This is a genomic window from Hanstruepera ponticola (assembly GCF_012931685.1).
GTDB lineage: Bacteria > Bacteroidota > Bacteroidia > Flavobacteriales > Flavobacteriaceae > Hanstruepera > Hanstruepera ponticola.
Map to the genome: position 1 here is coordinate 633,700 of NZ_JABANC010000001.1, position 11,472 is coordinate 645,171.

Here is an 11,472-nt window from a genome sequence, read left to right on the forward strand (position 1 = left end):
AAACGTAAAAATAAACATCTTTTTTGATTAACCTATAAAATTGAAAGACTTTTAGACCGCTTCAGAACCAGAGAAATGTGCCTCTAATTCCTTCAAAGTTTCGGTACTGGTTTTTAGATCTTTAACTATTTCTCCTTTTTCTAAAACTACGATTCTTTCACAAACATCTGTTACATGCAGTAAATCATGACTCGATATTAACACCGTTATCCCCTTGGTTTCGGCTAAATCTTTTATAATGGCTTTAAGCCTGATTTGAGTAGTAGGATCAAGGTTTGCAAACGGCTCATCAAGAATAATTACTTCAGGGTTTCCAATAAGAGCTGCCACAATTCCAGCTTTCTTTTGATTTCCTTTACTTAAATCACGTAAATATTTTTTCTGGTTTAAAATTTCACCATGAAAGAAATCTTCAAATTGCGCTATTAACGCATCAACATCTGATTTGTTTTGACCTCGCAATTCGCCAATAAAGTAGAAATATTCTTCAGCTGTGAGATAGCCAATTAGGAAAGTTTCGTCAATAAAAGCTGACGTAAAAGGCTTCCAGTTTTCGCTTTCGTCTACCTGAATATCATTGTTTTTAATAAACCCTGTCGTAGGCTGAATTAAATCTAAAAGCAGACTAAAATAGGTGGTTTTACCAGCTCCATTGTTACCAACCAAGCCAAAACTTTGACCTTTAGGTATTTCAAGACTATCAATGTTTAAAACAAGATTGTCATTATATTTTTTTGAAAGATTGGTTGTGATTATCATACGTGATATTAGTTTTTTTGTTTGTAGGCTGCTAAAGTTTTATACTTTTCAGTTTTATATATTTTTTCGATTATTTCGAAAACTTTATTCTTAAACATAAATCCAATTAAGCCAAATACCGCTACTAATAAAAACCCTAAAACTTCTCCATGAAGAAAATGTCCTAGAGCATAAATAACCATTGGTAATAACAATTTTGGTATTGTAAGTAGAAGGGTTTTAACATTGAAAGCTTTTTTATCGCCAAAGGCTTTCTTGTTGGACGTCAAATCTATTGGTGTTTTTATGTAAGCACCTCCCCAAAGCACAATATGTGAATTAACACCTATATTATAAATAGCGCCTACAACAACAGCTGCATAGGCTTGCCAGCCAAAGTAAAGGTAAAAGGATGCTAAAAGCGTGGTGACAATAGTAGCAATGACCATGAGAAACCATTTTGATTCCAAATATTCCCTATAACGAATATTTTGACTCATCATCAACGGATAATATGAACTATCCCAACTAGGCACAAATTGCCCGAAACTAAAAAGAAATCCACCTGATACAAATATTCCTGCAAAAACCCTCCAAAATGGGCCATCATATGCTTCAATGGAACCTGTAAAAAACAACAATCCATAAAAAATGAACAACACGCTCATGAGAACCGTTGTTTTTGATCGTTTGTTTCTTCTAATCAGTTTAATATCATTTTTAAGAAAGGTTGAAACACTACCAAAGCGATCTAACCAGGTCATATTATCAGTTTGAGCGATGTCAACTTTTTTTGCTAATCCTGCATCTAAATAGAAGTTTTTTCTAAAGTAATTAAATGCCATTTTGTATAATATAAAAGCCAGAATTATACTTGTAATTGCCAAATAAGGCATGTCATAAAAAGCTTGAAATACAGGAGCTGTATAGACAGTTACATCAAATAAGTCATAATAAATTGATGCACCTAATACAATTATAATCCCAACAACAGTATAGAAAATTACGTCTTTATTATTGACAAAAATATTTATAAAATTATTGCAGTATATAAGACCTAAAATAGCTACATGCCATCCTAAAACATTTATAAAAGGATGTCCCTTAAACAACATAACAATTGAAAACGGTATAAAAAAGAAAGCATGAATTATATTGAAAAATGAGAGTATGGTTTTATTAATTCCAAAAGACACGACCTGATTTTTTGTAAGCGGTAAATATAATAAGGGCTTAATGTTTAAAATGGGCATTTTTTGTAAAAAATAACGCATTACCAAATCGGCTAAAAGGTAGAATATTAAAAACCTATTGATTACTCCTAAAGGATTTGGACTTATCTTTTTTTCGATTAAGAAATAAGCCCAAACGCCTAAAGCTAGAAAATATAATATTCCGAATAAAGCACCTAAAAGCATCAGGATTTTTAAAGCTAGATTTACTTTGAATGAAGCTGAACGTGTAAAAGACTTCCACTCTAATCTAATAAACTGTTTTATCATGGTTTGGTAGTTATGTAAACATTAGTATACAAATAAGCGCATTTGTTACAAGCTATATTCTGGATAGGTCTCTAATAGATGAATTTCGGCGTTTTTTGGTATCACAACTGTGCTAACATAGGTGTAAATTATTATCAATGTAAAAACCAAAGCACAAATAAAAGGTTTATAACCTTCTAACCCATCAACGGTGTACATAAAATGAAATACTTGAGGTGCAAAAAACAGGCCTCCAGCCGATGCGTTTCTATAAATAATATCTTCTAAAAGCCACAATTTTTCTTTGGTTTTTTGCTTCTTCTTTATTTTACGATTCATAGAAAATGCTTTGTACATTAAGAAGATACACAACAATAAAAACGCAGTAACAAAAATCAATGAACTAACTTCAAATGAAAAAATGGTATAAAAAATAAGACACATAGAGATGGTTGCCATAATCTGCGGCAATCTAAACCAGTCTTTAGTATAGTGCCATAGCAGTTTCGCATATTTTTTATTCATGGCTTTTGCGCGTTGTTCTACGACTTCCATAAATCCAAATACTCCAAATTTTTTAAAAGCTTTATCACGTGCTTGCTCAAAACTTAAACTTGGATCATCTTCTAAAATCGCTTCAATATCGTTTGCCATATGATCCACCAATTCGGTTTGTAAATCATAATACTCAACGAAGTGTTTTCTGGTAAAAGCATATAAGTTTTTAATTTGTTCTTCCGAAAGCGTCATACTAATAACTTAATTTAGGATTTAACAAAGCTTGAAGCGTGGCAAGGTACTGCTCCAATTCTTCAAGTTTACTTACGGTTTCTTTTGTGCCTTTTTCTGTAAGTTTATAGTATTTGCGTAGCCTATTATCTACTTTGGCAACCTCAACATCTAATAAACCTTCAGATTCTAGTTTATGCAACGACGGATACAAAGCGCCTTCAGTAATCTGCAATTCACCTTTTGTTAATGCCTTTACTTTTTGTGTGATTTCGTACCCATACATTTTGTTGTGTTCACTTAAAAGCTTTAAAATAATGGTAGTTAAACTTCCTTTGTATAGTTTGGAATTTGCCATATTCAAATATATACATAAAATTCTTATGCATGCAAATCCTTATATTATTTTTTGCTATTTAGCTGTCTAGAAATCAAAGGTTCGTTATTTTTGTCAAAAATTTATTTATGTCACATTTTCATACACTTATCATAAAAGAACTTAAACGCGAAACCGACAAAGCTGTAACTATTAGTTTTGATGTTCCAGAACATTTAAAAGACCTATATGTATTTAAAGCTGGACAATATATCACGCTTAAAACAAGTCTTAATGGTAATGAGGTTCGTAGAGATTACTCCTTGTGTGTAGCTCCAAAAAGTGGTGAATTGAAAGTTGCCGTTAAGGAAGTTGTAGATGGTACGTTTTCATCTTATGCAAATAATAACTTAAAAGCTGGTGACACATTAGAAGTAGGAACACCAACAGGACGTTTTATTTTTGAGCCAAACGATAAGAAAACCAAAAACATTGCGCTTTTTGCTGCTGGAAGTGGCATTACACCTATTTTAAGTATTATTAAATGTGCATTAGAGGAAGAAATACACAGTAAAGTTATTTTAGTTTACGGAAACAAATCGACTCAAGAAACTATGTTTTTAAATGAATTGCTTGAGTTACAACATGCCTATAAAGACCGTTTCTCAATACAATTTATTTTTAGTCAAGCCGATGAACCTGATGCCATGTTTGGCCGTATAGAAAAAAGTACGGTTAATTTTGTGATGAAAAATAAGTATAAGCATATTGATGTTGATGCTTACTATTTGTGCGGTCCAGAAGCCATGATTCACACTGTAAAAGATGTTTTAACTGAACACGACGCACCAAGTGACCGTATTCATTATGAGCTATTTAAAGCTGCAAAACCTGCAGATGTTTCAAATGACACTGCTGTACCAGAAGGTAGAACTCACATTACTGTAATTGTTGATGATGAAGAAAGTACTTTTGAAATGTCGCAAAAACAAACCGTTTTAGAAGCTGCTTTAGATGAAGATTTAGATGCACCATATTCGTGCCAAGGTGGTATTTGTAGCAGTTGTTTGGCTCGTGTAAAAGAAGGTGAAGCTACTATGAGGCAAAACAATATTTTAACAGATAACGAAGTAGCAGAAGGGTTGATTTTGACGTGTCAAGCACATCCTACCACACCAACGATTGTTGTGGATTATGATGATATCTAGAAAAAAGACGCTAGAGGTTAGACCGCTTTGCTTTTAGAGGGTAGATGCTTCAATCTGAATAACAGTTTGTTTTTGGATAATCTTGCACATCAATATAGATAGATTTCCTTTTTTCATAAATTGAAATATTGTCTTTGCAAATAAAATAATGCATCTCTTTTTTGAAATCACCTGTATTTATTATTGGTAAATAGTCGGGAATCTTATAATGTGAAGAATCAATAGCGTTATATTTATTCATAAAATCAATTATTTCTTTAGTTATTTTTGCTTCAGGCTCATGCCATAAGAAAAGGTTGTTGTCGATTTCAATGTATTTATTAGGAAAGTAACCTGTTGGATATCCTCCAATGGAATCTGTTAGTTTTAATAATGATTTTTCATTTTTATAAAACTTAAAACAATATAATTCTTCTGCTTCATCGCAGCTATAAACTATGTAAAACTTATTTGAAACTAACTTATTTGTATTAGAAAAATATTTTATTGCATTTATTCTTGCATCATCTTTAGTTCCTGTTTTCTTGATGCTTTCAAGATAAGATGATTGGCATGAAACAAGTATTAGAACAAGTATCAATCCTCTAAAATATTGGGGTTTCATAATTTATATCTAAATAAAATTAGATTCCTGCCTACGCAGGAATGACAGATTTCACCTTATTTACTATCGTTTCAACAGAAATACTTCCAGCGGCATCTTTATAACCTTCAGGAAATTTATTACCATAAATAGAGGTTGGAATTTTTAGGTATTGATTTCTGTCTGCCAGCAAACAATAATCATCTGGTTGCTTAAATGGTGCAAAGCCAGCATAAGGATGGGTGACTCCCCAAATTGTTATAACTTTAATTCCAAACATAGCGGCTAAATGCGCATTACCAGAATCCATAGACAGCATAACATGTAAATTAGAAATAACATCCAGTTCCTCATCAAGGCTTAATTTTCCAGCTAGGTTAATAATACCTTTATCTTCAGATTCAAAATAGTTTAAAATTTGTATCTCTCTACTTCCTCCTCCAAACAAGAGCACTTGGTAATCTTCTGAAAGCTTTTCAATTACCCGTTCCATGTGTTCTAAAGGATACATTTTACTGTCGTGAGCAGCAAAAGGTGCAATACCTATTCGCTTTTTGTTTGGTTTTCCAATAAGCTTTAAACAGCTGTCATTTAGTGTTGTAGGTTTTGGAAATGTTGGGTTACTCAAATCTATAGGATAACCCAATGTATTAAAAACATCAGCGTAGCGTTGATGTGTGGTTTTCAATTGCTTGAAATCTTTGCCTTTTATTAATCGCTTTTTTTCTTTTCGGCCTTTGTTAATTGTAGCCACTTTGCGAATACCCAACATAGGTTTTAAAACCTTGCTGCGTAGAACTTTGTGTAAATCGGCCACAGCATCGCATTTTAGTGGTCTAATTTCTCTAGACAGTTTATAAAGTCCTTTTAAGCCTTTATGTTGGTCTTTTACATGGGCAGGATAAACCGTTACATTTTTTAAATCACGAAAAAGGGGTTTAAAAAAATCCCGAGTTAAAACAGTTAGTTTAACATCGGGATATTGTCTTGTAAAGGCTCGTAAAACAGGGACTGTCATAGCTACATCACCCATGGCAGAGAGACGAATGACTAGGATGTGTTTTGGTTTTGACATCTTAATTAAGATGAGATTCCTGCTTTTGCAGGAATTTTATTTTTGAGAACGCAGAACTGGATTCAATTCATCGTCGTTGTACATTTTCATTTGCTTGTAAACCTTCATATACTTATCGCCTTTTTCGATATCAGCTAATAAGGTATCAATAGCAGTTGATAAATCTACACGTTGCTCTAACAATACATTTAATTTTATCTGACAACCATCACGATGTGCTTCAGAAGCATCTGTACGTGTAGCTTCTTCATTCATATGATAAATTTTAAGCGCTAAAATCGATAATCTATCAATTCCCCAAGCTGGACTTTCAGTATTAATTGTGGCATCTGCTTTTGGCGTGACATCTTTATATTTTTCTAAAAAATAACTATCAATGTACTCAACCATATCAGTTCTATCTTGGTTTGAAGCATCAATTTGACGTTTCAATTTTAAAGCCGCAACAGGATCTATTTGTGGATCGCGAATAATATCTTCATAATGCCATTGAACCGTATCTATCCAACATTTTCTGTATAATAAATGCTCAATTAAATTAGCGTCTTTATCATACGGATTTGTAAAAGGTTGGTCAACGGTATTAACAACGTGATAGGTTTTAATAACCTCTTGAAATAGTTTATTCGCTTTTTCTGTAAACATGATACTAGATTTTAAAAGGCAAATATAAACCTATTTATTAACTTTACGATTCAACTTAAACTACAAAAGCGGCCATGCAGATTCATAATCTATCGAAAAAAAAATCTATTCTTAACACGTTTATTGCTGAAATGCGCGATGTGGATATACAAAAAGACGCTATGCGCTTTAGACGCAACATTGAACGTACAGGTGAAATTTTAGGTTATGAGTTAAGTCAATCGCTCCATTTTGCAAGCACTACAGTGAAAACACCTTTAGGAAATGCTGAAACGTCTTTGATTTCTGATGACATTGTATTATGCTCTATTTTGCGTGCTGGTGTACCACTGCACAATGGTCTATTGAATTACTTTGACACTTCTGAAAATGCTTTTATTTCGGCATACAGACATCATAAACATAATCCTGAAAGCTTTGAAATAATTGTAGAATATTTGGCTTGTCCAACACTTGAAGGCAAAACCTTAATATTAGCTGACCCCATGTTGGCTACTGGACAATCTATGGTTGCCACATTTGAAGCCCTTAAACCATTTGGAACACCAAAATCTGTGCATTTAGTGAGTGTAATAGGTGCGCAACAAGGTGTTGATTTTGTGTCTAAACACTTTGATTCTGAAACCCATTTGTGGATTGCAACTGTAGATGAAAAACTTAATGACAAAGGTTATATTATTCCAGGACTTGGTGATGCTGGTGATTTAGCATTTGGTGAAAAATTACAACAATAAGGTAATTGCTGGAGCTATTATTAATATCCAAATAAGGACTTCTTTGAACCATTTTTCTTTTATTAATTCCATGTAATTTGCTACTATAATTGACAATGGTGCAATTAAAAAAAGAAATAAAGCTTCTGATTTGTCATTCGCAAAAACAACAATTGCTAAAGCTACAAGAGCTGTAATAAGTATTAGTATGTATGATGCTTTGTAGTTTTTTGATTTTGACTTTAGGTTCCTTAAATAAAAAATTAATGACCATAAAAAGTATGTGAAAAATATAGTAGCAGCTACAATAACATGTTTTGAATTTAAAGCACTAAAATCTAAACTTACTTTAGGAATGTAATATTCCAAAGGCATAACAGGTAAATTAAATAATATTATAACAGATAGACCTATGATAAGTACTGATAATATCCCTAAAAAAGGTATAATCCAGTTCTTGATATCAGAAATTTTGAAAATGAACAATGCAGCAAAAATTATGATATAAAATGAAGATGCCCAAAAACATAAAAAAGATGCCAAAGTAATCCAAAATGCAGCATCAAATATCTTTTTCTTTTGTTGTTTTTTAGACCGCAAACTTATAATTCGTCTCAATGCAAACAAGACAAATAAGTTGGCAATAATAATTTTTGGCTCCAAAAAAGATTGAGGTATTAAAATAACAAACAAACTGTAAAGGAGTAAATGATAACTGTTTTTTTTAGTCAGGTTATTTCTTCCAGTAAGAAAATCAAAAATAAACAGTGAAAAAAAACACAATGCAAATAATGATGCTTGCTTTAAGACATAGACTAAATCAACTTCACTTTTGGTTCCAACTAACACAGTCATTAAAAATGCAGAAAATAAAACCAGTGTAATAATCACAAAATGGATAGGTTTGGTTTTACTAAAAAAATTTGCAATCATGGGTTAGATAGATGCTTTGAATATTGATTAATGAAAGTGTAAATTAAGTTATTTACTAATATTTGTGTTGAATGGTAAAATATAAATTGAAAAATATGTAATTTTGTGCTATAAATATATTGATAATACTTTGCACGCTCAACTTGAGCTTTAAAATTTTATAAAATGAAAGATTTCTTTTACGCTATTCAAGATTTATTTGTAGATGTTTTATTTGCGCCTTTTGATGCATTAAGAGCATTAGAACTGGATAACTGGTTTGCTGCAAATATTATGTCTTGGATATTTATGCTAATTGGCTTCGTTGCTTTTGTTTATTGGATGATTCAATTAAAGTCGTTTAACGACAATAACGAGGAAGATAAAAGCATTACATCTCACTCTTATCTATAAATCAAAACCAATATCTTTACGATAATACATCTTATCAAAATGTAATTTTTCTATGTTTTGGTAAGATTTTTTTATGGCTTCGTCATAAGTTTTGCCATAGCTAGTAATTGCCATTACACGACCTCCAGATGTTACTATTTTATCATCTTTAATAATTGCTCCAGCATGAAATGGTATAGCGTCTTGAATGTTATTTAATCCTGTTATTTCCTTTCCTTTTTCATAGGCTTCAGGATAACCACCAGACACCATCATTATAGTAGTTGCAGCACGTTCATCTATTTCAATGTCAATTTCATTTAAAGTTTGATTTGAAATGGCTTGGAAAATTTCGACTAAATCGTTTTTTAATCTTGGTAAAACCACTTCTGTTTCAGGGTCTCCCATACGCACATTGTACTCAATTACCTTTGGATCATCACCAACTTTTATCAAGCCAATAAATACAAAACCCTTGTAAGGTAAATTATCTTTTTGAAGTCCACTAATAGTTGGTTTGACAATTCGTTCTTCAATTTTGTTTAAGAAACTAGGTGTGGCAAAAGGAACTGGCGAAACTGCTCCCATGCCGCCAGTATTCAATCCCGTATCACCTTCACCAATACGTTTATAATCTTTGGCTGTGGGTAAAATTTTATAATTTTTGCCATCAGTTAAAACAAAACAGCTTAACTCTATACCATCTAAAAACTCCTCTATAACAACTTTAGAACTTGCGTTTCCAAACTTGGCATCAACCAACATGCTTTTAAGTTCTGCTTTGGCTTCATCTAAATCGTTGAGAATTAACACCCCTTTACCAGCTGCTAAACCATCTGCTTTTAAAACATAAGGCGGATTTAATGTCTCTAGAAAGTCATAACCCTCATCAACATTACTCGCATTAAAACTTTGGTAAGCTGCAGTAGGTATATTATGACGCATCATGAATTCTTTGGCAAACTGCTTACTACCTTCCAATTCGGCCGCTGCTTTTTGAGGCCCAATTACAGGAATGTGCTTTAATGATTCACTAGCTAAAAAGAAATCGTGAATACCTTGCACAAGTGGATCTTCAGGGCCAACAACTACCATATTGATATCATGTGACAGAACAGCTTTTTTGATTGCTTCAAAATCTGTAACTTTTATATCTAGATTCGTAGCTATTTGATTTGTTCCAGAATTTCCTGGAGCAACAAATAAATTGTTACACAAAGGGCTCTGTATTATTTTCCAAGCAAACGTATGCTCTCTTCCTCCTGATCCAAGGATTAAAATATTCATGTTGATGTTGTTTACCGCAAAAATAATTGCTTTTACGGTTAAAAAATAATTAGTTTTGAAAAAAGATTTAATGTCCTTTTATAAATCCTTCCTAAATGCAATTATACTACCTATTGGTAATACATTAATTGGTGGACATTATTTAAAAAATATTAATGCTTGGCGAAAATTTGATTCACTATCTGAAAAGAATTTACATGAGTTACAAAAGCAGCGATTGGATGAAATCTTAGATTATGCTAAAAAGCATGTACCCTATTACATAGATAAGAATGTTTCAAGTATAGATACCTTCCCGATTTTAACCAAATCTATTTTACGAGAAAAAACTAATGAGTTAGTATCTAACGAATATGATATTGATGATCTAGATATGCATCATAGTAGTGGTAGTTCAGGAATTCAATCTTATACTTACATGACCAAAAATCACACATTCTATCTTCGTGCATTGCAAACTCACTGGTGGAATTGGAGTGGTTATGAAATAGGAGACAATTTGTTACAATTTGGTATTTCACAAAAACGTACAGCGCTTAAACGTTTAAAAGATGTTTTTTACAAATGCACATATGTGAAAGCTTTTGGTTTGTCAGAAAATGAACTTGAAGAAACGCTATTAAAAATTTCAAGAAAAAAACGTGTTTTTATTGCTGGATATCCTTCAGTTGTTAATCAATTGGCAAAAGCTGCTATTGCTAAAGACATAAAAACCGATATTGCAGGAATTATTTGTTTTGGTGACAAACTATTTGACCATTATAAAAAAAGAATGCTAAATGCTTTTGGTGAAACTTGTGAAATAGTTGACACTTATGGTTGTGCTGAAGGATTATTAATGGCTTGTAAACATGATCTGGATTATTACTATATTATGTCGCCTCATGTATATTTGGAAATTGTTGATGATTTAGGTAAGCCTGTTTCTGATGGAAAAATGGGTCATGTTCTAGTCACTTGTTTAACTAACAAGGCCATGCCATTAATTCGTTACAAACTTGGGGATTTGGCTATTAAACTCCCTGAAGAAGAATTTCCCAAAAACAGAGCTTTCAACTATCCATTAATACAGAAAGTAATTGGAAGAGAGACTGATGTTATTAAAACAACCCAAGGGATTACACTTAACGTACATAGTTTCACTGGTGTTATGGAATATTACCAAGAAATCAAACAGTATAAAGTTATTCAGAATGAATTAGAACGTATTCGAATAGAGTATATTAAAGATGAAAATAGATTATTTAAAGAATCTATTTTAGTGGAAATTAAAAACAAGTTAAATACATTAACAAAAAACTGTTTGGACATACAGTTTCAAGAAGTAAAAAAAATCAAGTCATTAAAATCTGGTAAACCGCAAATTATTGAATCTAACTTGAAGAGGTAATA

The 11,472-nt window shown here is 32.1% G+C and carries 13 protein-coding genes; 4 read left to right on the forward strand and 9 right to left on the reverse strand.

Annotation, left to right across the window (positions count from 1 at the left end):
* Positions 1-51: 51 nt before the first annotated feature.
* Genes HGK31_RS02810 through HGK31_RS02825 form a run of 4 tightly spaced genes read right to left on the reverse strand, consistent with a single transcriptional unit; the run spans position 52 to position 3,306 of the window.
* Positions 52-759 carry an ABC transporter ATP-binding protein gene (locus HGK31_RS02810; RefSeq protein ID WP_191858389.1) on the reverse strand — a complete coding sequence of 236 codons (708 nt, stop codon included), beginning with the start codon at positions 757-759 and terminating at the stop codon, positions 52-54.
* A gap of 8 nt (positions 760-767) precedes the next feature.
* Positions 768-2,240, reverse strand: a complete 1,473-nt coding sequence (locus HGK31_RS02815) for a DUF5687 family protein (protein WP_191858390.1) — start codon at positions 2,238-2,240, stop codon at positions 768-770.
* 45 nt (positions 2,241-2,285) lie between these two features.
* Entirely contained in the window at positions 2,286-2,969 is a 684-nt protein-coding gene (locus tag HGK31_RS02820) for a hypothetical protein (protein ID WP_191858391.1), read from the reverse strand.
* A gap of 1 nt (position 2,970) precedes the next feature.
* Positions 2,971-3,306 (reverse strand): PadR family transcriptional regulator, encoded by a 336-nt coding sequence (locus tag HGK31_RS02825; protein ID WP_104735071.1) that lies wholly within the window; start codon positions 3,304-3,306, stop codon positions 2,971-2,973.
* Positions 3,307-3,413: 107 nt separating this feature from the next.
* Here HGK31_RS02825 and HGK31_RS02830 point away from each other — a divergent pair, with 107 nt between their 5' ends.
* The gene (locus HGK31_RS02830) at positions 3,414-4,472 is read left to right on the forward strand and encodes a ferredoxin--NADP reductase (RefSeq protein ID WP_191858392.1); all 1,059 of its coding nucleotides are present in this window, start codon (positions 3,414-3,416) and stop codon (positions 4,470-4,472) included.
* 49 nt (positions 4,473-4,521) lie between these two features.
* On the opposite strand, the gene HGK31_RS02835 is transcribed toward HGK31_RS02830, so the two are convergent.
* The 3 genes from HGK31_RS02835 to HGK31_RS02845 are packed head-to-tail and all read right to left on the reverse strand — an operon-like array spanning position 4,522 to position 6,775.
* Positions 4,522-5,076 carry a hypothetical protein gene (locus HGK31_RS02835; RefSeq protein WP_191858393.1) on the reverse strand — a complete coding sequence of 185 codons (555 nt, stop codon included), beginning with the start codon at positions 5,074-5,076 and terminating at the stop codon, positions 4,522-4,524.
* 31 nt (positions 5,077-5,107) lie between these two features.
* Positions 5,108-6,130, reverse strand: coding sequence for a glycosyltransferase family 9 protein (locus HGK31_RS02840; RefSeq protein WP_233450961.1), 1,023 nt, complete (start codon positions 6,128-6,130; stop codon positions 5,108-5,110).
* 36 nt (positions 6,131-6,166) lie between these two features.
* A complete protein-coding gene (locus HGK31_RS02845) occupies positions 6,167-6,775 on the reverse strand; it encodes a DUF4254 domain-containing protein (RefSeq protein ID WP_191858394.1) in 609 nt (202 codons plus the stop codon).
* Between the two features lie 74 nt (positions 6,776-6,849).
* Here HGK31_RS02845 and upp point away from each other — a divergent pair, with 74 nt between their 5' ends.
* A complete protein-coding gene (gene upp, locus HGK31_RS02850) occupies positions 6,850-7,509 on the forward strand; it encodes a uracil phosphoribosyltransferase (RefSeq protein WP_191858395.1) in 660 nt (219 codons plus the stop codon).
* On the opposite strand, the gene HGK31_RS02855 is transcribed toward upp, so the two are convergent.
* Positions 7,498-8,421, reverse strand: coding sequence for a DUF6427 family protein (locus tag HGK31_RS02855; RefSeq protein ID WP_191858396.1), 924 nt, complete (start codon positions 8,419-8,421; stop codon positions 7,498-7,500). The genes upp and HGK31_RS02855 overlap by 12 nt on opposite strands.
* A gap of 165 nt (positions 8,422-8,586) precedes the next feature.
* On the opposite strand from HGK31_RS02855, the gene HGK31_RS02860 reads away from it, so the two are divergent.
* On the forward strand, positions 8,587-8,814 hold the full coding sequence (locus HGK31_RS02860) for a DUF6341 family protein (RefSeq protein WP_104735077.1): 228 nt from the start codon (positions 8,587-8,589) through the stop codon (positions 8,812-8,814).
* Here HGK31_RS02860 and purD read toward each other — a convergent pair.
* A complete protein-coding gene (gene purD, locus HGK31_RS02865) occupies positions 8,809-10,080 on the reverse strand; it encodes a phosphoribosylamine--glycine ligase (protein ID WP_191858397.1) in 1,272 nt (423 codons plus the stop codon). The two genes, HGK31_RS02860 and purD, sit on opposite strands and share 6 nt — an antisense overlap.
* A 55-nt stretch (positions 10,081-10,135) precedes the next feature.
* Here purD and HGK31_RS02870 point away from each other — a divergent pair, with 55 nt between their 5' ends.
* Positions 10,136-11,470, forward strand: a complete 1,335-nt coding sequence (locus tag HGK31_RS02870; RefSeq protein WP_191858398.1) for an AMP-binding protein — start codon at positions 10,136-10,138, stop codon at positions 11,468-11,470.
* The last annotated feature ends 2 nt before the right edge of the window (positions 11,471-11,472 follow it).

What these genes read in the sequence shown, in the direction of transcription:
- HGK31_RS02825 (WP_104735071.1), bottom strand. Translation starts at nt 3,306, where the DNA reads ATGGCAAATTCCAAACTATACAAAGGAAGTTTAACTACCATTATTTTA.
- HGK31_RS02845 (WP_191858394.1), bottom strand. Translation starts at nt 6,775, where the DNA reads ATGTTTACAGAAAAAGCGAATAAACTATTTCAAGAGGTTATTAAAACC.
- HGK31_RS02810 (WP_191858389.1), bottom strand. Translation starts at nt 759, where the DNA reads ATGATAATCACAACCAATCTTTCAAAAAAATATAATGACAATCTTGTT.
- HGK31_RS02840 (WP_233450961.1), bottom strand. Translation starts at nt 6,130, where the DNA reads ATGTCAAAACCAAAACACATCCTAGTCATTCGTCTCTCTGCCATGGGT.
- purD (WP_191858397.1), bottom strand. Translation starts at nt 10,080, where the DNA reads ATGAATATTTTAATCCTTGGATCAGGAGGAAGAGAGCATACGTTTGCT.
- HGK31_RS02820 (WP_191858391.1), bottom strand. Translation starts at nt 2,969, where the DNA reads ATGACGCTTTCGGAAGAACAAATTAAAAACTTATATGCTTTTACCAGA.
- HGK31_RS02855 (WP_191858396.1), bottom strand. Translation starts at nt 8,421, where the DNA reads ATGATTGCAAATTTTTTTAGTAAAACCAAACCTATCCATTTTGTGATT.
- HGK31_RS02830 (WP_191858392.1), top strand. Translation starts at nt 3,414, where the DNA reads ATGTCACATTTTCATACACTTATCATAAAAGAACTTAAACGCGAAACC.
- upp (WP_191858395.1), top strand. Translation starts at nt 6,850, where the DNA reads ATGCAGATTCATAATCTATCGAAAAAAAAATCTATTCTTAACACGTTT.
- HGK31_RS02815 (WP_191858390.1), bottom strand. Translation starts at nt 2,240, where the DNA reads ATGATAAAACAGTTTATTAGATTAGAGTGGAAGTCTTTTACACGTTCA.
- HGK31_RS02835 (WP_191858393.1), bottom strand. Translation starts at nt 5,076, where the DNA reads ATGAAACCCCAATATTTTAGAGGATTGATACTTGTTCTAATACTTGTT.
- HGK31_RS02860 (WP_104735077.1), top strand. Translation starts at nt 8,587, where the DNA reads ATGAAAGATTTCTTTTACGCTATTCAAGATTTATTTGTAGATGTTTTA.